This is a genomic window from Polynucleobacter yangtzensis (assembly GCF_027924165.1).
Lineage (GTDB): Bacteria > Pseudomonadota > Gammaproteobacteria > Burkholderiales > Burkholderiaceae > Polynucleobacter > Polynucleobacter yangtzensis.
Genome location: NZ_AP026973.1, coordinates 1,306,058 through 1,331,459, shown reverse-complemented (window position 1 = coordinate 1,331,459; position 25,402 = coordinate 1,306,058). Strand labels below are relative to the sequence as shown.

The 25,402-nt window shown below is 46.2% G+C and carries 18 protein-coding genes and 1 pseudogene; 15 read left to right on the top strand and 4 right to left on the bottom strand.

Annotated features, from left to right (window positions below; genetic code table 11):
- Window positions 1-41: 41 nt before the first annotated feature.
- Entirely contained in the window at window positions 42-719 is a 678-nt protein-coding gene (gene leuE, locus QMF28_RS06590; RefSeq protein ID WP_281741832.1) for a leucine efflux protein LeuE, read from the top strand.
- 4 nt (window positions 720-723) lie between these two features.
- Here leuE and QMF28_RS06585 read toward each other — a convergent pair whose 3' ends face one another.
- Window positions 724-2,121 (bottom strand): coniferyl aldehyde dehydrogenase, encoded by a 1,398-nt coding sequence (locus QMF28_RS06585; protein WP_281741831.1) that lies wholly within the window; start codon window positions 2,119-2,121, stop codon window positions 724-726.
- Between the two features lie 49 nt (window positions 2,122-2,170).
- On the opposite strand from QMF28_RS06585, the gene msrA reads away from it, so the two are divergent.
- Window positions 2,171-2,743 (top strand): peptide-methionine (S)-S-oxide reductase MsrA, encoded by a 573-nt coding sequence (gene msrA / locus QMF28_RS06580; protein ID WP_281741830.1) that lies wholly within the window; start codon window positions 2,171-2,173, stop codon window positions 2,741-2,743.
- A 12-nt stretch (window positions 2,744-2,755) separates the two neighbouring features.
- Here msrA and pdxH read toward each other — a convergent pair whose 3' ends face one another.
- Entirely contained in the window at window positions 2,756-3,391 is a 636-nt protein-coding gene (gene pdxH / locus QMF28_RS06575; protein WP_068323791.1) for a pyridoxamine 5'-phosphate oxidase, read from the bottom strand.
- Between the two features lie 22 nt (window positions 3,392-3,413).
- On the opposite strand from pdxH, the gene QMF28_RS06570 reads away from it, so the two are divergent.
- From QMF28_RS06570 to QMF28_RS06545, 6 genes are all read left to right on the top strand, one after another.
- Entirely contained in the window at window positions 3,414-4,175 is a 762-nt protein-coding gene (locus tag QMF28_RS06570; RefSeq protein ID WP_068323788.1) for a tRNA threonylcarbamoyladenosine dehydratase, read from the top strand.
- Between the two features lie 256 nt (window positions 4,176-4,431).
- Complete coding sequence (locus tag QMF28_RS06565; RefSeq protein ID WP_425594889.1) at window positions 4,432-5,814, top strand: amino acid permease; 1,383 nt, start codon at window positions 4,432-4,434, stop codon at window positions 5,812-5,814.
- A 12-nt stretch (window positions 5,815-5,826) separates the two neighbouring features.
- On the top strand, window positions 5,827-6,945 hold the full coding sequence (gene ald / locus QMF28_RS06560; RefSeq protein ID WP_281741829.1) for an alanine dehydrogenase: 1,119 nt from the start codon (window positions 5,827-5,829) through the stop codon (window positions 6,943-6,945).
- 90 nt (window positions 6,946-7,035) lie between these two features.
- A complete protein-coding gene (locus QMF28_RS06555) occupies window positions 7,036-7,611 on the top strand; it encodes a TMEM165/GDT1 family protein (protein ID WP_281743652.1) in 576 nt (191 codons plus the stop codon).
- A 45-nt stretch (window positions 7,612-7,656) separates the two neighbouring features.
- On the top strand, window positions 7,657-10,266 hold the full coding sequence (pepN, locus tag QMF28_RS06550; RefSeq protein ID WP_281741828.1) for an aminopeptidase N: 2,610 nt from the start codon (window positions 7,657-7,659) through the stop codon (window positions 10,264-10,266).
- 67 nt (window positions 10,267-10,333) lie between these two features.
- Window positions 10,334-11,332, top strand: coding sequence for a class 1 fructose-bisphosphatase (locus QMF28_RS06545; protein ID WP_425594888.1), 999 nt, complete (start codon window positions 10,334-10,336; stop codon window positions 11,330-11,332).
- 90 nt (window positions 11,333-11,422) lie between these two features.
- On the opposite strand, the gene cphA is transcribed toward QMF28_RS06545, so the two are convergent.
- A complete protein-coding gene (gene cphA, locus QMF28_RS06540) occupies window positions 11,423-13,993 on the bottom strand; it encodes a cyanophycin synthetase (RefSeq protein WP_281741827.1) in 2,571 nt (856 codons plus the stop codon).
- A 12-nt stretch (window positions 13,994-14,005) separates the two neighbouring features.
- Window positions 14,006-16,186 (bottom strand): annotated as a pseudogene (locus QMF28_RS06535) (cyanophycin synthetase); the annotation flags it as partial.
- A gap of 205 nt (window positions 16,187-16,391) precedes the next feature.
- Between QMF28_RS06535 and QMF28_RS06530 the strand changes: the two are divergent.
- The 7 genes from QMF28_RS06530 (at window position 16,392) to QMF28_RS06500 (ending at window position 25,400) form a co-directional block, all read left to right on the top strand.
- A complete protein-coding gene (locus tag QMF28_RS06530; RefSeq protein WP_281741824.1) occupies window positions 16,392-18,737 on the top strand; it encodes a cyanophycin metabolism-associated ABC transporter in 2,346 nt (781 codons plus the stop codon).
- On the top strand, window positions 18,734-19,201 hold the full coding sequence (locus QMF28_RS06525; protein ID WP_281741822.1) for a cyanophycin metabolism-associated DUF1854 family protein: 468 nt from the start codon (window positions 18,734-18,736) through the stop codon (window positions 19,199-19,201). The genes QMF28_RS06530 and QMF28_RS06525 overlap by 4 nt, the downstream gene beginning before the upstream one ends.
- A 299-nt stretch (window positions 19,202-19,500) precedes the next feature.
- Complete coding sequence (locus QMF28_RS06520; protein WP_425594887.1) at window positions 19,501-20,502, top strand: Bug family tripartite tricarboxylate transporter substrate binding protein; 1,002 nt, start codon at window positions 19,501-19,503, stop codon at window positions 20,500-20,502.
- Between the two features lie 84 nt (window positions 20,503-20,586).
- The gene (locus QMF28_RS06515; protein WP_281741820.1) at window positions 20,587-21,114 is read left to right on the top strand and encodes a tripartite tricarboxylate transporter TctB family protein; all 528 of its coding nucleotides are present in this window, start codon (window positions 20,587-20,589) and stop codon (window positions 21,112-21,114) included.
- Between the two features lie 41 nt (window positions 21,115-21,155).
- On the top strand, window positions 21,156-22,655 hold the full coding sequence (locus QMF28_RS06510; protein WP_281741818.1) for a tripartite tricarboxylate transporter permease: 1,500 nt from the start codon (window positions 21,156-21,158) through the stop codon (window positions 22,653-22,655).
- 103 nt (window positions 22,656-22,758) lie between these two features.
- Window positions 22,759-23,130: a DUF2946 domain-containing protein gene (locus QMF28_RS06505; protein ID WP_281741816.1), complete on the top strand. Its 372-nt coding sequence runs from the start codon at window positions 22,759-22,761 to the stop codon at window positions 23,128-23,130.
- Between the two features lie 80 nt (window positions 23,131-23,210).
- Window positions 23,211-25,400: a TonB-dependent receptor gene (locus QMF28_RS06500; RefSeq protein ID WP_281741815.1), complete on the top strand. Its 2,190-nt coding sequence runs from the start codon at window positions 23,211-23,213 to the stop codon at window positions 25,398-25,400.
- Window positions 25,401-25,402: the final 2 nt, after the last annotated feature.

The following is a 25,402-nucleotide window of genomic DNA, read 5'->3' as shown; positions in this document are numbered from 1 at the left end:
CGATTACAAGGGTTTTCCCGAATTAATTATATGATTGAGCGATGGAATGGCTATCCCTCGGTCTCTTATCACCCAGTAATGCGGGAATCATGGATTTCTCAAGTTATTTACTTGGGACGCTATTCATTATTTTGTTGCCTGGTCCAAATTCACTTTATGTCTTAACGATAGCCATTCAAAAGGGTTGGCGAGCTGGAGCATGGGGTGCAATCGGCATTTTTATTGGCGATTCGATATTGATGTTGGCCGTTGTTTTAGGGGCAGCATCTATCTTGGTTGCATCACCTATTATTTTTAGTATTGTGCGCACCCTCGGGGCTGCCTACTTAGCGTGGATGGGTTACAGCTTATTTCGAAATGGTCAGCAGCGTTGGTCAACAGGCTTGGAAACAAAAACACTTGAGATTCAAATGCGTTTGATGCGTTTACATCCATTATTGGCTGCATTGACACTATCGCTCACCAATCCTAAAGCTATCTTTTTCTTTATTGCTTTCTTCTCGCAATTTATTCGACCAGATTTTGTACGCCCATTGCATACCTTCTTTTATCTTGCAATTGTTCTGCAGCTAATGAGCATGGCTTATTTGGCATGCCTCATCGGCGTAGGCCAAGCCTCTTTGAGATTCTTTCAATCGCGTCCCCGTTTGGCTGCAGCACTCTGGATGCTGGCAGGCATCTTATTTATTGGGTTTGCAATTAGACTGCTACTGGTTTGAAGTTTTACTTCAAATAGCGCAACAACCACTCTGTCATTTTTCCGTAAGGAGGTCGCGCTGTTTTTGTGCCTTTGAAGAAATTCAAACCAAAGAAACCGCGTACTTCAAGAATCGACTTCTGGTGACTAAAGGTATCAAAGCCTGCTTTACCGTGATAGCTGCCCATGCCGCTGGCGCCAACACCACCAAATGGTAGATCTTCAATGGTGATGTGAAGCAGTGTGTCATTGACGGTAACGCCGCCAGAGCGAGTTTCACTCAAAACCTGCTTCATATTCTTTTTGTCTTTACCAAACCAATACAAAGCAAGTGGATTTGGTTTGTTATTGACATAAGCAATCGCTGCAGAGGTATCAGCAACAGTCACGATTGGCAGAATAGGCCCAAAGATTTCTTCATGAAGAATGCGCGCTTCTGGCGAAACGTTGATCAATGCAATTGGCTCAAAAGGTCGTACGCCGGCGCCCGGGTTATTAAGGAGAGGAATTGCTTTGGCTCCACGATCTAGTGCATCACTCACTAAATGTTGCCAGTACTCCAGTTGTCTTTCATCAATCGGGCCAGTCAATTCTTCAGGATTGCTAAATTGAGTTTGTGCTGCAGCTTGTAACTCTTGAATAAATGCTTCTTGAAGACTTGTTTCAATTAACACATAGTCTGGCGCAATGCAGGTTTGTCCACCATTTAGTAACTTACCGTAGGTGATTGAGGCAGCCGCATCTTTGAGTTTGGCGCTCTTATCAATAATGACGGGGGTAGTACCGCCTAGCTCCAGCGTGACCGGCGTCAGATTCTCGGCCGCAGCGCGCATCACCTTTTTACCGATTGTGCCGGAGCCAGTAAAGAAGAGGTGATCAAAAGGCAGTGCTGCAAATTGCTCAGCCACATCTGGACCGCCAGTAGTGACACAAAATTCTGATGGGTGGAAATATTCTTGAATTAAGCTCGCAACAAATCCAGAAGTACGTGAACTACGTTCAGATGGTTTTAACCAAACGCGGTTGCCAGCAGCAAAAGCAGCGATCGCTGGAATGAGGGCTAATTGCACAGGATAGTTCCATGGGCTCAAAATACCAACCACACCAAGTGGCTGACTTTCAACACAAGCATGTGAAGCGCCCATATGAAAAGGCACTTCTCTTTGCTCGGGCTTCATCCATTCTTTAAGATGCTTGCGTGTGTATTTGCATGCCTGATAAATCATCTGGCATTCAGCAAGTCTTGTCTCTACGGAATGGCGTACGCCAAAGTCTGCCTCAAGAGCTTTGCAAATTTTCTCTTCATTAGCTTCAATCATTTTTTCAATGCGAGCAATGCGATCTAGCCTGACTTCAATCGTAGGATTTGGTTCGGCAGCAAAGGCTGCTTTAATTTCGTCGAGCTGGATAGTGAAGCGATTCATAGGGGATTATTGGTTGGCAGACATTGGAATAAGGCATTAGGATAAAGCCATGGAAACAAATATCAATAAAAACGAACCCCTTTTGGAGCGCGCAACCCTCGGTGGGGGCTGTTTTTGGTGTCTTGAGGCGGTTTATCAGCAAATTACCGGGGTGAAATCCGTGGTTTCTGGTTACGCCGGTGGTGCGAGACCTAATCCGACTTATGAAGCTGTCTGTACTGGCCTATCTGGCCATGCGGAGATTGTGGATATTTTGTTTGATCCACAAGTGGTTTCATTTCGAGATTTGCTAGAAATCTTCTTTGTGATTCATGATCCAACCACTTTGAACTATCAAGGAAATGATCATGGCACCCAATATCGTTCCGTCATCTTTACGCATAGCGATGAGCAAACCAAGATTGCACATGAAGTAGTAAGGGAGTTAGAGGAATCGAAAATCTACTCCAATCCTGTAGTTACGCAGATTGAAGATGCGCCAACTATTTATCCGGCAGAAGACTATCACCAGAATTATTTTCAGCAGCACCCTAATCAAGGGTATTGCATGGCGGTGGTTGCGCCCAAGTTGGCTAAATTTAGAGCGAAATTTAAATCGATGATTGCGCCCCAGTATTTCTAAATCTATAAAAGCTTAAGGCGCTAAGCGGTTCACATGCCACTGATTTCCATCTAGTTTGTAGTGCATGCGGTCATGCAGTCTCGAAGGGCGCCCCTGCCAGAATTCAATTTCAGTAGGGCGTAGGCGATAACCACCCCAGTGCTCTGGACGAGGGGGCTTGTCACCAAATTCAGCCTTAAAGCGTTTCTCTGCTTCTTCCAAGAACTCGCGGTTTGGGATAGTTGCACTTTGAGGCGAGGCCCAGGCACCAATTCTGGAAGCAGGTGGACGGGAGTGGAAGTATTCATCGCTCTCAGCGGCGGTTACCTTCTCAACAACACCCTGAATGCGCACCTGTCGCTCCAGTTCATGCCAATGAAATAGTAGGGCTGCCTGCGGGCGAATGGCTAAATCCCGGCCTTTTTGGCTTTCGTAGTTAGTAAAAAAGGTAAAGCCATTTTGATCGGCGCCTTTTAGTAAGACAATACGGGCTGATGGATTTCCTGCTTGATCTGCTGTTGCCAGGGTCATGGAGTTGGGTTCCGGGCACTCCGCCTTCATTGCTTGTTCAAACCAGAGCTGAAAAAGCTGCAGGGGGTCCTGAGGCACTTCGGTCTCTGATAGCTGGCCAAAGGTATAGTTTTTGCGGAGTTGAGCAATGGAGTCCATTTATTCAGTATAAAGAGAAGCTATGGCAGAAGACAAGGCAGAAGACAAGGCAGAGGGCAGCTTAGAAAATCGTCGTTTTGGCGGAGTCTCCAGACTCTACGGGCCAGAACTGCGCGAGCGTTTTCTGAATGCCACTGTAGTGGTTGCGGGTCTAGGAGGAGTTGGCTCTTGGGCTGCCGAGGCTTTAGCGCGCACTGGCATAGGACATTTAGTCTTGATTGATTTTGATCATATTGCCGAGAGCAACACAAACCGACAATTGCATGCTTTGGAGGGGCAGTACGGCAAAGCAAAAGTTGAGGCAATGACGCAACGCATTCTGCAAATTAATCCAGAAATCAAACTCACTTCTTGTGATGAGTTTTTAGAACCAGAAAATCTCGATCGACTCATTCCAGAAAATGCATTGGTGCTAGATGCCACTGATTCAGTGCAAACCAAAATTGCTTTATCTGTTTGGGCTGTTAAAAATCAGCGTGCATTAGTAATGTGTGGCGCTGCCGGCGGAAAATCCGATCCCACATCCGTGCGTTGTGAAGATCTCTCGCGCACTGAACAAGATGCTTTGCTAGCTAAGGTTCGCCAAGGGCTAAGACAAGATCACGGCTTCTCCAGAAATCTTAAGAAAAAAATTGGCATTCGCGCCATCTACTCTCACGAGCCACGTGCAGGAGCTTCTAGCGGTGGCTTGGCTTGCTCCGGCTATGGCTCTACGGTGATGGTTACTGCTGCCTGTGGCTTAGCGGCAGCTGCGGAAATACTCAATCTGATTGCCGCTCAGTAGTTTTTTATAAACAGCGCCTGAAATCCTTAAGGGGATTCCCTGTAGGAATTTACTGATTCTTTTGCAATCACTAATAATTTATTGCAAGACCACTCATTGATTTCAAAGACATTTTTGTTTGTGCTCAGTTTGTTCTGACTTAGATTTAATCAATTCATCACTTTAGTAATTTTTCACCTCTAGTGCTCATCATCAGTCCTCCCTAGACTTTGCTCCGTTGGTAAGTCGCCAACGACAAATCGAAAGGAGGTCTCTCTTGCAGACTGAACACACTGGCTTAAAGCGCCATCTCAAAGTACGTCACATTCGTTTGATGGCCTTGGGCTCAACGATTGGCGTGGGCTTATTTCTTGGATCGGCTAGCGCTATACAAATTGCTGGCCCCTCTATTCTTTTGGGCTATCTGCTTGCAGGCTTGGTTGCCTTCATTGTTTTACGTACCCTCGGTGAAATGGCGGTGCACGAACCTGTAGCAGGCTCGTTTGCTGCTTATGCCAATAGTTATGTCGGTCCACTGGCCGGTTACATGGTGGGTTGGGGTTATTGGACCTATTGGATTGTGGTCGGCATTGCGGAAGTCACGGCCGTAGGTATTTATATGGGGATATGGTTTCCAGAGACGCCGCAGTGGATCTGGGCGCTTTCCTCAATTGTGATGATGGGCTTAATCAATCTCATTGCCGTAAAAGTGTTTGGTGAGTTTGAGTTTTGGTTTGCCTTGATCAAGGTGGTAGCGATTGTCGCCATGATTACTCTCGGCGGCTCGGTCATCTTGTTTGGATTTACAAATGATTGGCAGCCGATAGGCTTAAGCAATCTGTGGCAACACGGTGGCTTCTTCCCAAATGGTATTGGTGGAATGTTGCTGTCACTGCAAATGGTTTTGTTTGCTTATGTTGGTATCGAGATGATTGGTTTGTCTGCAGGCGAGGCAGAGAATCCACAAAAAACAATACCGATGGCCATTGATTCCCTGGCATGGCGTATTTTGATTTTTTACATGGGCGCCATACTCGTGATTTTGGCAATCTTTCCCTGGAATCAAGTGGGTCAACAAGGCAGTCCATTCGTAGTGATGTTTGAAAGATTGGGCTTGCGTGAGGCTGCAGGATTAATTAACTTTGTTGTTATTACCGCTGCACTTTCTTCCTGTAATGCAGGTATCTTCAGCGGTGGACGTTTGTTGTATTCCTTATCGTCAAATGGATACGCGCCTAAATCCTTTTCAAAGCTCTCAAAGTATGGAGTTCCGCATCGTGCTGTGATGTCTACGGTCGGAGTCTGTATGACAGGTGTGGTGCTGAATTATTTTGTGCCTGACAAAGCTTTTCAATACATGATGGCGGCGGTGACATTCATTGGTTTGATGGTCTGGATTGCTATTCTGATTACGCAGATTAAATTCCGTCGCTCTCTATCTAAATCTCAAGTAGCTCAATTAGCTTATCGCGCTCCTTGGTGGCCGTATTCCTCGTGGTTCGCTTTGGCATTCATTGCCCTGGTAGTGGTGTTGATGGGCTTTCACGAGGATGCACGGATTGCCTTAATAGTAGGGCCGTGCTTAATGGGCGTGTATCTCATGATGTTTTATGTCGTGGGCTTACATCGTAAAACCGCAAGCAAGCGTGACTTTAAATAAAAGGAGATAGTAATGATTATTGGCGTACCTCAAGAGGTAAAAAATAATGAGTTTCGGGTTGGTTTAACGCCCGGCAATGTGAGCGGGCTATGTAAGCAGGGACATTCTGTTCTTATTCAGCGAGGCGCTGGGGCGCAAATTGGCTTGAGTGATGAAGCTTACCGACTTGCCGGTGCCAGCTTAATCAATAGTGCTGCTGAAGTGTTTCACAAGGCGGAGATGATTGTGAAAGTCAAAGAGCCTCAGGCGCAGGAGTGCGCCATGCTGCACGAGGATCAAATCCTGTTCACGTATTTACATTTGGCCCCAGACCCCAAGCAAACAAAAGCCTTGCTGCAATCCGGTGCAACTTGTATTGCTTATGAAACCGTCACTGCTATGAATGGCGCCTTGCCTTTATTGGCGCCTATGAGCGAGGTGGCTGGGCGCATGTCTATTCAAGCGGCTGCATCACATCTTGAGAAAACCAATGGCGGTCTAGGCGTGCTCATGGCTGGAGTGCCTGGCGTTTCACCGGCAAAAATTGTGATTCTGGGTGGAGGTGTAGTGGGGCGCAATGCATTGCAAATGGCGGTCGGTATGGGTGCAGATGTGTGTATCTTTGATCGCGATATTGATCGCTTACGTCAGATCGATATGTTCTATGGTAATCGAGTGAGAACTTTTTACTCTGATAGTTTGCTCATTGAGCAGGAGGTCAGTGAGGCAGATGTTGTGATCGGAGCAGTCTTGCTTCCTGGTGCTGCAGCACCAAAGTTGGTGACGCATGACATGATTAAAAAGATGAAGCCAGGTTCAGTGGTGGTGGATGTAGCCATTGATCAAGGTGGCTGTTTTGAAACTTCTAAACCCACAACCCATGCAGATCCTACATTTGTGGTCGATGGGGTGCTTCATTACTGTGTTGCCAATATGCCGGGCGCAGTTGCTAGAACATCTACCTTTGCTCTCACCAATGCAACCTACCCATTTGTAGAGGCTTTAGCTAATCGTGGTGTGATGAAAGCGCTTTCCATTGACCATCATTTGCGTAATGGCCTTAGCGTTCATAAGGGAGTCTTAACTTCAGAGCCGGTTGCGCGGGCTCAAGGACTTGATTGCGCCTCGGCTGAGGAGTTATTGGTGGCATAGCAGATATCTATAAATGGGTAGTCCAGTGAGTACGGGATTTAAACTATCCCTATTGTGCAAATCATTGCAAAACTGACTGGACCTACTGACATGGATTTTTCAGCATTAACCCTCTCCGCTGGGGTAGTTGCCTTAGCGGAGATGGGTGATAAAACCCAACTGCTTTCTTTGATGCTAGCAGCTCGATATCCAAGGCAAGCTATGGCAATCATTGCTGGTATTTTTATTGCCACGATCGCTAATCACGCATGTGCTGCCTTACTGGGTCATTGGTTGACGACTCTGGTGTCACCCGATGTTATGCGCTGGATTTTGGGATTGAGTTTCTTAGGCATTGGTTTGTGGTTGTTGGTGCCGGATCATATTGATGACGCTGCTGGATCTAAGGTAGCTGATAAAGCCCTACAAGTATTTTTGCTAACGACCGGACTGTTCTTTTTGGCTGAGATGGGTGATAAGACGCAAATTGCTACTATTGCCCTGGGTGCTCGTTATGAGGATGTAGTCTCGGTAACCATTGGCACCACATTGGGGATGATGTTGGCTAATGCGCCTGCAGTCTGGATTGGTCAAAAGTTCACCAAGCGGATGCCTATCAAGTGGGTGCATGCCATAGCGGCCATTACCTTTATTGCCATTGGTATTGCTACCTTGATCTGGGCTTGATTTAGAGGGATCACCAGTTCGCCAGCCTAGACTTAAAATAGGCTTATGAAAACTGATCTCCCACAAAGCTTTCGTCGGCTCGAATACCGTCCTCCTGTTTACACCTTCGATCAGGTCGAGCTTGATATTGCTCTAGACCCAGCCAGAACAATTGTTAAAAGTCGAATTGAGGTTCTGCCAGGCAAAAGTTTTGAACCGGGGGCTCCCTTGGTACTGGTCGGACATGATCTCGAGTTCGTTAGCTTACGGATTAATGGCGAGGCCCATCGTCATTTTGAATTAACCCCTGAAACACTCACGATTCATTCTTTGCCAAATGAAGGTAAAGACAAATTCATCGTTGAAATTATTTGTGTTTGTGTGCCAGAGAAAAACACAACCCTGATGGGTTTGTACGTTTCTAATGGCAACTTTTTTACCCAGTGCGAGGCCGAGGGCTTTAGAAAGATTACCTATTTCCTAGATCGTCCAGACGTCATGGCGCGATTTAAAGTAACGCTACGTGCTCGTGAAGCAGAGTGCCCAGTCTTGTTATCTAACGGTAACTTGATTAATACAGAAAAACTTCCAAACGGTTGGCACAGTGCGACCTGGGAAGACCCATTTCCTAAGCCTTCGTACTTGTTTGCCTTGGTGGCGGGCAAGTTGGAGTGCATTGAGGAGACTATTACTACCAGTAGTGGTGCTAAGAAGCTCTTGCAGATTTGGGTTGAGCCGCATGATCTGAAGAAGACCCGTCATGCCATGGACTCTTTGATTGCATCAATTCATTGGGACGAAAAACGCTTTGGTCTGGAGCTGGATTTAGAGCGTTTCATGATTGTGGCTGTGAGTGATTTCAATATGGGCGCGATGGAGAACAAGGGATTGAATATTTTCAATACCAAGTTTGTTCTCGCTCAACCAGAAACAGCGACTGATGCTGACTTTGCCAATATTGAAAGCGTTGTTGCGCATGAGTACTTTCATAACTGGACCGGCAATCGCGTCACCTGTCAGGATTGGTTTCAGTTATCGCTGAAAGAGGGCTTAACCGTTTTCAGAGATCAAGAGTTTTCTGCTGACCAAATGGGTAGTGAATCTGGTAGGGCAGTAAAGAGAATTGAAGACGTGCGATTGTTGCGTCAGCTCCAATTCCCAGAAGATGCGGGTCCGATGGCGCATCCGATTCGTCCTGATGAGTACCAAGAGATAAATAACTTCTATACCGTTACCGTGTATGAGAAGGGTTCTGAGGTAGTTCGGATGTACCAAACCCTGCTTGGTAGGGATGGTTTCCGTAAGGGCATGGATTTGTATATCAAGCGCCATGACGGGCAAGCAGTGACCTGCGATGATTTCTTGATGGCGATGGCTGATGCTAATGGCAAAGACCTGACTCAGTTCAAGAATTGGTACAGCCAAGCAGGGACTCCACGAGTGAAGGTGCAAGAGCATTACGATGCAGCCAAAAAACAGTACCAGCTCACATTGACGCAAAGTTGTGCGCCTAGCCCCGGTCAGCCAGAGAAGAAGCCTTTTCATATACCATTGAAGATGCGCTTAATTACCAAAGCGAACGATCAAAAAGAACAATTGCTGGAGCTGATGCAAGGTAGTCAGACGTGGACCTTTGACAATGTTGAAGAGCATCCAGTGCTATCGATTAATCGTAATTTCTCGGCACCGGTTAACTTAGATTTTGAGCAGTCTGAAGCTGATCTCTTGACGCAATTCTCTAGCGATGACGATGCGTTCAATCGCTGGGAGGCTGGTCAAAAACTAGCAATGCAAATGATTTTGAATAATCGCTTGCCTGATGCCCAAATCATTGAGGCCTATCGCAATATCCTGCTTGATCCTAACTTGGATCCAGCCTTTAAAGATCTGACCCTGACGCTACCTGCGGAGTCTTATTTGTATGAGCAATCTACGAGCGTGGATCCGCAGAAGATATTTACTGCACGTCGTGCCTTCCGCAGAGAAATTGCTAAGCAACTCCAATTGGAGTGGGCTGCTTTGTATCAGCAGATGCAAACACCAGGACCATTTAAGTCAGACGGAGTGGACTCCGGAAAGCGCGCACTCAAGAACTTGTCTTTAAGCATGTTGCTTGAAGCGGCGCCGGGAGTATGGGCGCCAATGGCTGCTAATCAGTATCAAATTGCTGACAATATGACTGATCGTTACGCTGCTTTAGCTGCGTTGGTGATGCATGGTGCAAAACAAGCCAAAGAGTGTTTAATTGATTTCTACAACCGATTTGCCAGTGACGCTTTGGTGATTGATAAATGGTTTGGCTTGCAATCGAGCCGTCCGCCAGTGGATGGTCTTGACTCTACATTGGAAGAGGTGAAGAAGCTGCGCGAGCATCCTGCGTTTAAGTTAAATAATCCCAACCGAGTGCGTAGCGTTATTCATGCCTTCTGTGCAAACAACCCGGCAAGCTTTCATCAGGCTGATGGCAGCGGTTATGAGTTCTGGGCCGATAGCGTCTTGGCGCTTGATCCCATTAATCCTCAGGTTGCCGCTCGTCTTGCTAGAGCCCTGGATCGCTGGTGCTTATTTGCTCAACCCTATCAAGATCGCATGAAAGCGGCTTTGGAGCGGGTTTCGGCGTGCCAAACACTCTCTCCGGATGTAAGAGAGGTGATAGGAAAGGCGCTAGGTAACTAGCCCCTCCTAATAACAAGGCAAAATAGAGCCCAATAACCCACTTTGGCAAAAAACTGGAGAAATACCTTTGTCCTCAAGTACCCATATTAATTTCAAGCAATATTTAGCGTCTGCAAAACCTGCGGGCGTTGCTGTTCCTGCTGGATTACAAGATTTGCTTACGGCGGTAGTCAATACCTGTTCAATACTGAGTCATGAAGTGGCTCAGGGTGCGTTGATTGGATTGCTCGGCTCAGCAGGCACCGGCAACGTACAAGGCGAAGTTCAGCAAAAGCTCGACATCATTGCAAACGATTTGCTGATTGATGGTGTCAAGGGTTGCAAGTCTCTTGCTGGTTTGGCTTCCGAAGAGATGGAGCTGCCTGTTCCTGTTCAAGGAACGGGAGATTACTTACTCTTGTTTGATCCACTTGATGGCTCATCCAATATTGACGTGAACGTGTCTATTGGGACTATTTTTTCTGTTCTAAAGAAGCAAGACCCGAACGCCCCTTTACAGACTTCTGATTTCTTATTGTCAGGTCGTCATCAAGTTGCTGCTGGTTATGTCGTGTACGGTCCTCAAACCACGATGGCATTGACCTTAGGTGATGGAGTAGTGATGTTTACTCTCAATAAATTAACGGGCGAGTTTTTATTGATCAAGGATTCGGTAACAATTTCCCATTCCACTAAAGAGTTTGCAATCAATATGTCCAATATGCGTCACTGGGCTGACCCAGTACGCCGTTATGTTGAGGAGTGTCTTGCTGGCGTGAGTGGTGCGCGCGATAAGGATTTCAATATGCGTTGGATCGCCTCTATGGTGGCAGACGTACATCGTGTTCTCTCCCGTGGTGGAGTGTTTATGTATCCATGGGATCAGCGTGAGCCGCATAAGCCTGGCAAGTTACGCTTGATGTACGAGGCCAATCCTATGAGTTTCTTAGTGGAGCAGGCGGGCGGTGCATCTACCAATGGCACAGATCTCATTATGGATTTGCAGCCAACCGATTTGCATGAGCGTGTTTCTGTGATGCTAGGTTCGAAAGAAGAGATCGATCGTATTCAGCACTACCACTCATAAGTTGATCAACTTATCCAAATAAAAAACCCAATCAGCTGATTGGGTTTTTTATTGTTCTGAAGTAATTTCAGAGGACCATCTATTTTGCTCTTAAGGCTTTACCTTTTCTTTGAGGTAGGCAAGTGATTCTTCCACTTGATCTATGAGGATGAGGCAGATATCGCCAGCAGAGAGATCATCTAGAGCAGTATCAATGGCTTTAAATTCACCATGAATCTCTTTAATTTGCTTTGCCTTAGTAGCCCCAACAAGACCTTCCTGAAGTAGCTTTAATACTTCACCATCTTCGCGTCCACGCTGACAAGCATCTTGATAGAGGATGACGTTGTCAAAAGCATTTCCTAAGATACGAGTGAGATCGCGAATATCTTCATCACGACGATCGCCTGCGCCACTAATCACAACATGGCTCTTATTTGGTTTCATTGCTTCGATGGCGCTAGTTAAGGCGCGCATCGCATCTGGATTGTGACCATAGTCAGCAATGACGGTTGCGCCATTGTGCTGGAATTGATTAAAGCGACCCGGTACTGAACTTGCATTGCTTTCAAAGCTGTGTAAGCCGCGCGCAATCTTTTCTGCATCCAGACCCAAGGCCCAAGCTGCGCCTATTGCAGCCATCGCATTTTCCACCTGAAATCCGAGTACGCCATTTTGAGTCAACGGAATTTCACTGACGGGGAAGCGGAACATTACGCGTGCACCTTTGGAGGCAACGATGTAGATGCCGTCAAAGTAAATAACTTTTTTGTTTTTGGCGCGATGCGCTGCTATCACTGGATGGTGCTGGTTTTGGGCGAAGAAAATAACTCGACCAGAACATTTATCACCCATCTTCGCAACCATTGGGTCAGCCGCGTTGAGAACTGCTGCTCCAGTAGGGGCAACGTTTTGCACAATCACGCGCTTCAGAATGGCTAAATCTTCAACACTGGTAATGTAATTAAGACCTAGGTGATCGCCTTCGCCAATATTGGTAACTACTGCCACTTCACAGCGATCAAAGCCAAGCCCCTCACGGAGCATGCCGCCTCGAGCGGTCTCTAAAACTGCTGCATCTACGTCAGGGTGCATTAATACATTGCGCGCGCTCTTAGGACCACTGCAATCGCCTGTATCGATCAAGCGGTGATTGATATAAACACCATCTGTGCCCGTCATGCCAACACGCAAACCTGTTTCAGCAATCAAGTGAGAAATCAGACGAACAGTTGTCGTTTTGCCATTGGTTCCGGTAACCGCTACGACAGGGATGCGTCCATCATCGCCTGGGGGAAACATCATATTGATAATGTCTTCGCCAACAGGACGACCCTTGCCATAGGAAGGTTTCAGGTGCATGCGTAAACCAGGTGCTGCATTTACTTCAACAATGCCACCGCCTTGTTGTTCGAGCGGCTTGTAGATAGATTCACAAAGGATATCTACACCCGCAATATCTAGACCAATCATTTGAGCGGCAGCTACAGCACTTGCTGCGACATCAGGATGAACGTCATCTGTTACATCGGTGGCGGTGCCACCAGTACTTAAATTGGCGTTGTTACGCAGTAGAACGCGCTCACCAGTTTTAGGAACATGTTGTGGGGTAAGGCCAGAGCTTGCTAGATGTGCTAGAGCAATGTCATCAAAACGAATTTTTGTCAGAGCAGTTGCATGACCATCACCGCGCAATGGATTTTTATTTTCAATTTCGACTAATTCAGCAACAGTATGAGTGCCATCGCCAACTACCTGGGCGGGTTCGCGACGTGCAGCAGCTGAAAGACGATTGCCTACTACTAGTAAGCGGTAGTCTGCGCCTGGCAGATAGCGCTCAACAATGGTTTCACGACCAAAGGCTTGAGTCACAATAAACCCAGCACGAACCTCTTCCTCGGTCTGAATGTTGGCAACAACACCTTTGCCTTGATTGCCGTCCTTTGGCTTAAGCACGATAGGACCACCAATTTTTTGAGCGGCGCGCCAAGCATCATCAGCAGTTGTAACCACTTCACCAATCGGAACAGAGACGCCGGCGGCAGCGAGTAAGTTCTTGGTGAGCTCTTTATCTTGCGCAATTGCTTCAGCAATAGCGCTGGTATCACTAGTTTCGGCAGCTTGAATACGTTTTTGTTTGCTACCCCAGCCAAATTGCACCATGCTGCCTTCGGTCATTCGGCGATAGGGGATATTACGTTGAACTGCTGCATCGACGATAGATCCAGTACTTGGCCCTAAACGGACATCTTCATACAGCGCCTCTAGTTCGGAGAGTGCTGCAGCTAGATCAAAGGGTGCATCGTTGAGCGTTGCTTGAATTAATGCAAATCCAAAGTCAAAGGCCATTCGACCAACGACCTCTTCGGTGTATTCAACAACAACTTGGTAAACACCTGCATCTACAGTTTGAACGGTGCGACTAAAAGTAACCGGGCAACCTGCTTGCGCTTGCAGACCTAGGGCTGCATGCTCTAAAGCATGTGCAAGTGAAAGCACTTCATTGTGGCCGCCGCGACGCATGCTGCCGAGCTGCGGAAAGCGTTCACGAATCTTAATTTCAAACTGGGGAATGGAGTCGATTGAGCGTTCAGATTCATCACAAGAAACAATGGCTTCTAAAGCGGTATGACGGCTCCATAAATTTGGGCCGCGCAACATGCGAATACGGGTAATTTCCAATTAAGCCCCTGTAGCAGTAGTGGCGTCAGGTACGAAAGTTTCTGCACCTGCTTCGATAACGTTAAACGGAATGTCTAAAGCCCAGGCTGCAGCAATAGCCGCACCTAAATTCATAGTCTTCCAAGGAGTAGAACTGCTTGCCTCTGAGTGGCGTGGTACGGGAATAGATTTCTGATCCAATTTGCCAGACTTCAGAGAAATTTGTTGTTTACCAATCGTCACTGCACGTCCACCATTCAGTAGATGTGCCTTAACGATTTCAGATTCTGGATTCTCGCTAAAGAAGATCACTTCGCCATCACATAGTTCGGCCATTTTTACGCACATCGCATCATCCGCATTCAGAACGGCTACGCCTGTTGGTAGAACGACATCAACTTGTGTGCGAACAATGCTAAACACTTGATCTTCATCGTAGATCGCGTATTGGGGGAAATTGGCCTTAGGATCGACATTGAGTACAACACCCACTTGGCAACGATCGTAGGCCAAACCCTCGATTAACATTGATAGGTGATTATTCTCAATGACCACCGCCTCGACTGCACGATTGAGAAGGGTGCGACGGGCATTTTCCCAGTTTGACGAGTTGGAATTTGGAATGGCACGATTGCCAAAAAATAAGCCCTTGCTGCAAGATAGACCAACATAGACATTGGTAAGGCGCAAGAAATGCGCAATCATTTCAGCAACAGGCGTTTTGCCACGTTCACCACAAACACCAACCACTGGGATGCGGAAATCCGCGCCAGGAGGGAAGAGGTGATTGGCAATTTCTTTGCCAACAGGCTGGGGATTGCCGCTAGCGGGCTTTAAGTGCATCAATAAGCCTGGGCCAGCATTAACTTCAACAATGGCGGCATTTTGATCTGCTAGTGGTTTGCTGATGTCTTGGGCTACTAAATCAACACCGGCGATTTCTAGGCCAACAACACGAGCAGCTAATGCTACTTGACTTGCTACATCCGGATGAACTAAATCAGTAACATCAAATGCAACGTTACCGTTACTTTGAATCAATACTTTTTGATCGATGGCAGGAATGCTATCGCCAGTTAATTGTTGGCGCGCTAGTTCAAGTTCTACTGCAGAGTCAATACGAACTGGATTGAGAGGGTGCTCTTCAGCAGTGCCACGACGTGGATCAGAGTTAATCTGAATTTGAATGAGTTCATAAACGGTGTGTTTGCCATCACCAGTAACCCAAACTGTTTCGCCTTTTGCAGCAGCAACAACTTTATTACCAACTACGAGCAAGCGATGTTCATCGCCAACAATGTGACGTTCAACCAATACTTCACTACCTTCATCAATCGCAACTGCATAGGCAGCTTCAATTTCTTGTTGGGTGTAGAGATTAATAAATACACCGCGACCATGATTGCCATCGATTGGTTTTACTACCACTGGCAAGCCGATGTCTTGGGCTGCTTCCCATGCATCATCAGGGCTGGTTACGGTTCTACCTTCGGGCGTAGGTACACCTGCGCTACGCAGCAAGCTCTTGGTTAAATCTTTGTCACGAGAAATCGTTTCTGCAATGGCACTTGTTTGATCAGTCTCAGCCGTCCAGATGCGACGTTGCTTGGCGCCATAACCCAATTGCACTAAGTTGCCTTCGGATAAGCGAATCGAAGGAATGCCGCGTTCTTCAGCAGCATTAACAATGCAAGCAGTACTGGGACCTAGCAAAAGATCATCCCCAAGATCACGTAAATTTTCGATGATGGTTTGTACTAGAGCAACGCAATCGCTGTTGTCTTGTGCTAAAGCCAAGTAAAGGTCACGCGCATATTTGAGGGCAGTTAATGTGACCTCTTCGTTGATGGCGCTAACCATCACTTTATAAACACCACGACGATCACCGTCACGTGCTTTGCCAAATCCACCAGGGATACCGGCTAAATTTTGCAGCTCAAGCGTAAGGTGCTCCATGATGTGAGCAGGCCAAGTGCCTTCCTCAACGCGCTTTAAGAACCCGCCAGTTTCGCCATAGCTGCAACGATGTTCAACCAAGCTAGGCATTGCTTTGACAAGGCGATCGTAAAAGCCAGGAATGAGATTAGAGGGGTAGTCCTCTAAATCGCCAATATCGACCCAAACCTCGATAACAGGATGGTAGGTCCACATATTGGGGCCACGGAGATGCTTAACGCTCAGAATCTCGATGGATTTATCTAGTAATTGGGGCATATGCAGTGTTGCGATGGCCGTCGCCAGGGTTTTTGGCGTTGACGCGTCAGACAGTCTCTCTGTTTCTAGTAGTTATTGAAAAACTCACAAAAGTAGCAAAAATACGTAAAAAGGGCTATATAGACAATTTAACGGCTTTTGCCCCCCTAAAGTTGACAGGAGCAATAAATCTAAATAATTCAGCTCCACTATACTTTTAAGGTCAATGAAGCCACAAATCTTACCTTTTGCCCCCGTGCTGCCAAGCTCTTGGGAGGCTGTTTTAGCGAATCAAAACACCCCATTCAAGAGTCCTGATGACCTGCTGGCTTGGGTCGAGCTCGATCTGGATGCGGATTTGCGCTTTGAAAAAAGCCTGCTTTTACTCAGTGAAGAGGGTCTATTTTGGACGGATGGCAAGGTATTTGAATCTTGGCAATTGGGTCAAGGTGCTCATTTAGTCCATGGCGATCATGCAGGAGTAGGACATTTAAGGCTAGAAACTGCCGATAAGTTACTCAAGTCTTGGAATTTCACCTTAGCCGTTAATCCACAGGTGCTTCGATTGCAATCTAGCTTTAAGCAGCTTAATCGTGGCGAAGAGATTAGTAGTGGCGAGGTTACTGAGTACGACAAACAGGTGTGCCCAGCTTGCTTGAGTCCTAAGCCAGCAAACTCTGAGAGCTGTCCAACTTGCGATCCCGAAGATGACGCACCGCCATCGACCTGGACATTATTCAAGCTCTGGCGTTTCGCCCGTCCTTACAAGAAGCAATTGCTGCTCGGTTTTGTATTAACTCTGTTATCCACTGGCGCAACATTAATTCCGCCATACCTCACGATGCCGTTAATGGATCACGTATTGATTCCATATGAGAGGGGTAACCCGATCGATTTCCATTTGGCCAGCATGTATCTCTTGGCTTTATTTGGCGCTGCGATCATTGCATGGGGCTTGGGTTGGTGGAAAACGTATTTACTTGCGCTGGTGAGTGAGCGTATTGGCGCTGACTTAAGAAACACTACCTTTGAACATTTACTCAAACTCTCATTGGAATATTTTGGCGGCAAACGTACAGGTGATTTGATTGCACGTATCGGTGCGGAGACTGATCGTATCTGCGTTTTCTTGTCTTTGTACGCACTTGATTTTGCAACTGATGTGTTGATGATCACCATGACAGCAGCGATCTTGGTATCCATCGATCCTTTGCTAGCCTTAGTTACATTGGCACCATTGCCATTCATTGTCTGGATGATTCACGTAGTGCGTGATCGCCTTCGTTTTGGTTTTGAAAAGATTGATCGTATTTGGTCGGAAGTAACTAACATTCTTGCCGATACGATTCCAGGTATTCGTGTTGTTAAAGCGTTCGCACAAGAAGATCGCGAACTCAAACGCTTTGTAGACTCCAATAAACACAACCTACAAATTAATGATCGTGTGAATCGCGTCTGGGGCTTGTTCTCTCCTACAGTGACACTGCTGACAGAAACAGGTTTGTTGGTGGTGTGGGGTTTTGGTATCTGGCAAGTGGCGCATCAGAAAGTTACCGTTGGTGTATTGATTGCATTCTTGGCTTACATCGGACGTTTTTATATTCGCCTTGATTCGATGAGCCGCATTGTTTCGCATACACAAAAAGCAGCCGCAGGTGCTAAACGTATTTTTGACATTCTCGATCACGTCTCTAGTGTTCCGGAGCCTATCAACCCAGTGCCTTTGGGCGAGGTAAAGGGTCGCATCTCACTGCGTGGCGTAGGTTTCCGCTACGGCAATCGCGCTGTCACTAAAGGTATTGATTTAGATATTGCACCCGGTGAAATGATCGGCTTAGTAGGGCATAGTGGTTCAGGAAAAAGTACTTTAGTGAACTTGATTTGCCGCTTCTATGACGTTAGTTCCGGCTCTGTTTCATTAGATGGGCGCGATATTCGCAGCATCGCCATTTCTGACTACCGCAAACGTATTGGTTTGGTATTACAAGAACCATTCTTATTCTTTGGCACGATTGCTGAGAATATTGCTTACGGCAAGCCTGACGCTACTCGTGAAGAAATTATTGAAGCTGCACGTGCAGCTCACGCACATGAATTTATTCTACGTTTGCCCTTAGGTTATGACTCCCTGGTTGGTGAGCGTGGTCAGTCTTTATCGGGTGGCGAACGTCAGCGCATCTCCATCGCACGTGCCTTGTTAATTAATCCAAGCATTTTGATTTTGGATGAAGCAACCTCATCTGTTGATACGACCACTGAAAAGGAAATTCAGCGTGCATTAGATAACTTGGTTAAAGGTCGCACCACGATTGCGATTGCGCACCGCCTCTCCACCTTGAGAAAAGCAGATCGCTTGGTTGTGTTGGATAAGGGTGAGATTGTTGAAATTGGTTCTCACGAGCAGCTAATGGAAGCGCAAGGCGCTTATTACACCTTGTACCAAGCGCAGCTACGCCATGCAGCAGAGTTGGTTGAGGGCGGTGCTATTGGTGAAAGCTTGGAAGAAGAACAGGCTGAGCAGCAAGAAGAAAAACTAGAAGAAGTTGCTAAGAAAATTGGGGGTGGGGTATGAGCACAACTCATCAGCTCGAGCGTGATGCGCTAGGCCGCCTAGTCTTTATTGATAAGAAGGGTGAGCGACATGTGGGCGTCCATCCAGTAAGGGCTTTTCCGATAACTTCGCCTGGCGCAGGCATTGGGATCATGAATCAATCCGGTAAAGAGCTTTGCTGGTTTCCAAATATGGCTGCGATTTCTGAAGCAGAGCTTGGATTGATTGAAGAAGAGCTGGCTGAACGTGAGTTCATGCCGGTAATTGAAAAAATCACCAAGGTCTCAACCTTCGCCACTCCAAGTATTTGGGATATCGAAACTGATCGTGGCCCGACACGTATTCGCCTCAAAGGCGAGGAAGATATTCGCAGGATTGCTGGAAATACCTTGCTTATTGCTGACTCGAATGGTTTGCAGTTCTTAATTAAAGACTCCACGCAACTGGACAAAGTTAGCAAAAAACTTCTAGATCGCTTCCGCTAATCGACTCCATCTTTCGTTCAGATTAAGGGAAAACCCTTAACAATCATTTGCATTAAAGACCTTTTATTAATGTGCATTATTCGTGCATTAAATGCAGTTTTTTACCTCTGATGTAAGTACACTATCAACGGTCTTTGGCTTGAGTTATCAGGGTTTCTACTAGATTTCAGAAGCCCATGTGAATCGATTGCGAAATTATTGATGGTAGTCAAGTTTTACTGGCACATCTTGTTTAAAAATCACTCACACAACAAATAAGCCAAATTAAATTGGTTAACCATTTTTTGGAGACATATCCTATGAAGATGAAATTAAAAGGCGCTTTGATTTCTACAGCATTAGCCCTTGGTGTTGCTGGCGTTTCCCCTGCATTTGCAGCGTGGGAACCAACCAAGCCTGTTGAGTTCATTATTCCTGCTGGTCCTGGCGGTGGTGCTGACCAAATGGCTCGTATGATCCAAGGCATCATTACAAAAAATAACTTGATGAAGCAGGCTGTTATTCCTGTTAACAAGGGTGCAGGCGCTGGTGCAGAAGGTTTCTTGGCAATGAAAGAAGCGAAGGGCGATCCAAATAAGATCGTGATTACGCTCTCTAACTTGTTTACTACTCCTTTAGCAACTGGTATTCCATTCAACTGGCAAGATATCACTCCGGTAGCAATGCTGGCACTTGATCAATTCGTTTTGTGGGACAACGCTGACAAACCATACAAGACTGCCAAGGAATATATCGATGCTGCTAAAGCAGCGGGTGGCAAATTCAAAATGGGCGGTACTGGTTCTAAGTCTGAAGACCAGATCATTACTGTAGCGATTGAAAAAGCAACTGGTGCTAAGTTCACTTACATTCCATTCAAAGGGGGTGGCGACGTTGCGGTTCAGTTGGTTGGTAACCACATTGATTCTTCTGTGAACAACCCTATTGAAGCAGTTGCTCAATGGCGTGCTAATAAATTACGTGCATTGTGCGTATTTGATGACACACGCATGCCATACAAAGAGAAGGTTACTGATACTCAATCATGGTATGACGTACCAACTTGTAAAGAGGCTGGCGTTCCAACTGACTACGTTATGTTGCGCGGTATCTTTATGGCTCCTGGCGTAACTCAAGAACAAGTTGATTTCTATGTCGATTTGTTCAAAAAAGTTCGCGCTACACCAGAGTGGAAAAAATTCATGGCTGATGGAGCATTCAATCAGACATTTATGACTGGTAAAGAGTTTAGAAACTGGCTCACATTGAATGAAGCTTTGCACAAGCAGTTGATGGGCGAGGCAGGATTCTTGGCTAAGTAATTTTGTGGAAATAAGATAGGACCTCCAGTTGGGGGTCCTATTTTTTAAGTAAGTGCGTTAATCAACTTTATTAAAAATATAAAAATGTCTGAACATACAAATAATTCAAATCAAGAATCCGCGATCAGCGTAAGAGCAATGGATATCATCACATCGCTCGTGTTCCTAGCGATTGGCATCACCGTAATGGTAGGTAGCCTGAAGTTGGGTGCTAGCTGGGGTGTTGACGGTCCTGAGGCGGGATATTTCCCTTTCTACATCAGCTTGATTATTTTGCTTTCAAGCACGGTCACTCTTTACCAAGCTGCGATCGTTAATAAGAAAAAGAAAACAGAGTCATTTGTCGATAGCGAGCCATTAAAGCAAGTTATGGCTGTGCTTCTGCCAGCGACTGTGTTTGTATTGGGTGTGCAACTGATTGGCATTTATGTTTCTGCAGCTCTCTACATTGCGATCTTCATGGTGTGGTTAGGCAAGTATCCAATTTGGAAGGCTGTTGCTGTGTCTGTTGGCGTGAGCGCTGCCCTATACCTCATGTTTGAGTACTGGTTCCAAGTTCCATTGCCACACGGTGCATGGTTTAACCCGCTCGAATTCTTGGGTGTACGTTAAAAAATAATAACTATTAAAAAAGATTAAATAAGGAGTTCAAGTTGGAAGAAATTAGCGCTCTATTCAACGGCTTTGCCGTTGCAATGACACCCTTTAACTTGCTGTTAATGTTGGTTGGTGTAACGCTCGGTGTGATCATCGGTGTTTTGCCAGGTCTAGGTGGTGCAAACGGCATTGCGATTCTGTTGCCGTTGACATTCACGATGCCACCAACATCCGCGATCATCATGCTCTCCTGTATCTACTGGGGTGCGTTGTTCGGCGGAGCGATTACATCGGTCCTGTTTAATATTCCCGGCGAGCCGTGGTCTGTTGCGACAACCTTTGACGGTTATCCAATGGCCCGTAATGGCAAAGCTGGCGAAGCATTGACTGCAGCCTTCACATCTTCATTCGTAGGTGCTTTCTTTGCGATCGTGATGATTACCTTCTTGGCACCATTGGTTGCGAAGTTTGCACTCCAATTCGGTCCGCCGGAGTTCTTCTCGGTTTATCTGCTTACCTTCTGTAGTTTCGTAGGTATGAATAAAGGATCGCCATTTAAGACCATTTCAGCAATGATGTTGGGCTTTGCTTTGGCTACCGTTGGTATGGATACTGTTACTGGCCAATTGCGCTTAACATTCGGTAACCCAGAATTGATGCGTGGCTTTGACTTCTTGATCGCTGTGATCGGCTTGTTCGGTATCGGCGAGATTCTCCTGTCTATGGAAGAAGGCTTGGCATTCCAAGGTGCGGCAGCGAAGATTCGCGGCAAAGTGGTTTGGGAAACTTGGAAGCAATTGCCTAAGTACTGGGCTACTTCATTACGCAGCTGCTTAATTGGTTGCTGGATGGGTATTACTCCAGGCGGTGCAACTCCAGCATCTTTCATGGCTTACGGCGTTGCTAAGCGTGTATCCAAAGAAGGTGACAAGTTCGGTACCGGCAAGATGGAAGGTATTGTTGCTCCAGAAACTGCAGCTCACGCTGCGGGTACTGCAGCACTTCTCCCAATGTTGTCCCTCGGTATTCCAGGTTCACCAACAGCAGCGGTATTGCTCGGTGGCTTGTTGATCTGGGGCTTACAACCTGGTCCATTGCTTTTCGTAGAGAAGCCTGACTTTGTTTGGGGCTTGATCGCTAGTATGTATTTGGGTAACTTGGCTGGCTTGTTCGTTGTATTAACTTGCGTGCCACTGTTTGCCTCCATCTTAAGAATTCCATTCTCAATCATTGCGCCAGTCATTATTGTGATTTGTGCGGTGGGTGCATACACCGTTCATAACGCCATGTTTGACGTTTGGTTGATGATGGGCTTCGGTATTCTGGGCTACGTCTTTAAGAAACTCGACTACCCAATGGCACCAATGGTCTTGGCCTTGGTATTGGGTGACCGTGCAGAAGACTCCTTCCGTCAGTCCATGCTCTTCTCACAGGGTAGCTTAGATATTTTCTTCTCTAACCCATTGGTAGGCGGCATTACATCTTTGGCTTTAGTACTCCTCTTCTGGCCATTGATTGGCAAGTTTGTAGGCAAGAAAAAGTCTGCAGCAGCATAAGTAACTCGCTAGAAATAGCGATTCCAAAGGAAAAAGGGGCGTCAGCCCCTTTTTTCATGCCAAAGACAGAAGAAATACAAAATTCCGATAAAATTCTCGCATTATGAATTTCCATAAAAACCGCCTCATTCACTGGATTGCCGCTTTTGCAATCGCAATGAGTGCACTTGCGCCAGCCGTATCACAAGCAGTCTCGCTTGCGAAACATGGTCAAGGTTTTGCGATGGAGATTTGTTCGGTTGATGGCAGCAAGCTGCAAATCAATGTGCAGGGCGATGAGCAAGAAGTGGCAGAACAAGCACAGCCATGTCCATATTGCGTTGCTCAAAATAGCATCACACCAGCCTTTAATACCAATCTCACTTTCCAAGCGCCGCAAACTTTAGCTTTGCTGCCACAGCTTTTCTATCAGTCGCCTAAACCACTCGCAGTTTGGGTATCACCTCCCTCAGCAGCTCCACCAGTAAACGCCTAATTAAATTTAGGGCATAGCCTAGCTATGTGGTTGGCAACGATTCATTCAATACGTTGTCGCGTTATCAAGTGGAGCAGTAAATGTTGTTTCAGCAAAAGAAATTCAGCGCATGTGTTGGCATGCTATTTGGGTCGGTGTTCATCAATGCGCAGGCGCAAATTGCGCCACCGCCAGACTACGATCAGAAGTTAAAGAGCGTGACCGTAACAGCTACTCGATCAAGCACTCCATTAGATGAGATTCCTCTCAATACAACGGTTCTCACTAAAGAGGCGCTAGAAGTAGCGCCAGATCAGACCATTGATCAAATCTTAAAGAATGTACCTGGCGTGATCTTGAATGATCAGCCTTATTACCAAAAGGATCCAACGGGTCAAAGTATTAACGTGCGCGGTCTTGGTAATGCGCGTACTTTGGTATTGATAGATGGATTGCCAGCTAATGACGCCTTTTATGGAACGGTACAGTGGAATTTAGTACCGATGTCCTCAATCGACTCGGTTGAGTTTATTCGCGGCGGTGTTTCTAGCTTGTGGGGCAACTACGGCATGGGTGGCGTAATTAATATTAAGACCAAAACCCCCGTTAATAGCCAGCAAGAGGCATCTGCTAGCTATGGTGCGTTTGGAACTGGCAACGTAGCAGCATCCAAAGACATTATCGCTTCAGAAAATCTTCAACTACGATTTTCGGCTGATTATTTCAATACCGATGGTTATCAAAATATTGCAACAATCTCACCAGGCTCACCAGCCAACATTAAGAATGGCCAAGGTCCTACGTCTTCTCATAACTCTAATGTGAGAATGCAAGGTTACTTCAAAGCAACCCAGGATACCAATGGCTTCTTCCGTGTGGGCTATCACACAATGTCTGATCTCTCTTCTGGTTATGCATTTGCGACCAATCTTACTCAGGAAACTGATGTTGCAGGCGGAACCACAACCCGCTTTGACGACAAATCTAAAGTGGATGTCAATTTCTTCTATGAAAATACTAATTTCAATAAGCAGAATGGCTCAACTACAACAAGCAGATCAAATAATATTCCTGCCAATACACCATATATCAATGCAACCTATAAGGACCCCTACAGCACAGTAGGTGCGTCAGCACTCTACACCCAAGAAGTTACAGGTTTAATCAATCAGTATGTAGTAGGTGTTGATGCACGCAATATTGCCGGATCAAATTTAACAAATAACTTAAATAACAACGGTACTTCAGCTGCCGTGAATTATGCGCAAGGCCAACAATCATTTTATGGTTTGATGGGGCAACTAAAGTCCAATGCTGAATCTTTTCCGCTAGAAACAACATTGGCTGCCCGTGTGGATCAATGGAATAGCCAGACTCCTACCAATTACAACGCAGGCTCTAACGGCGCAAACCCTTCATATCAGAATGTACCCAACCAAAGCAAGACGCAATTGAGCCCTACCTTGGGATTGTTGTATAAGATGAGCAAGAATTGGGATTTACGTTCTGCTGCCTATCAAGCATTTCATGCACCGGGTATGAATAACACCCTACGCTCTTATGGCTCATCAAGTGGTTATAGTTTTGCCAACCCAAATCTAACGCCTGAAACAATGACGGGTTATGAGGTCGGTACAGACTATCGATGGAAGGGCGGATTTGCGCAATTAACCGCATTTAACAACTATATTCAGAATGCTGTTGCAACTTATAGCCTGTCTAGCCAAAGCTCAAGCGACGTAGCCTTGGCTAGAAGTCTATGCGGCGCTACAGGAAATCCTTTAGCCGGAACTGGAAATGTTGGAATTTGTAACTCTAAAAATATCAGTTACTACACCAATAATCAAAACCTCTTAAGTCAGGGTATTGAGTTTCAGTTTCATCACGACATTAACTCGAAGTGGGCTACTGATGCGAACTATGCATTTACAAGCACTAAGTTAACAATGAGCGCTACTAGTGACCCAATTAATAAGCAGGTTGGCGGCGTTCCGCAGAACATTCTGGGCGGCGGCTTAACTTATTACCCAGTACCTCAAGCAAGTTTGACTGCCACAGTTCGTTATGTGGGGAGCTCTTGGTTGAACACTGCTAATACTTTGCCGGTAGCCTCTTATGCGGTGGTAGGTTTACGTGCAAACTATGAGCTCACAAAAAATGCAACGATTTATGCATCTGCAGTGAACTTGTTTAATCGTCAGTACATTACCTTTGGTACGGGAGGCAGTTCTACTTCCTATACACAAGGTATGCCACAAGCTATCTCAGTCGGTGGGCGTATCATCTTTTAATC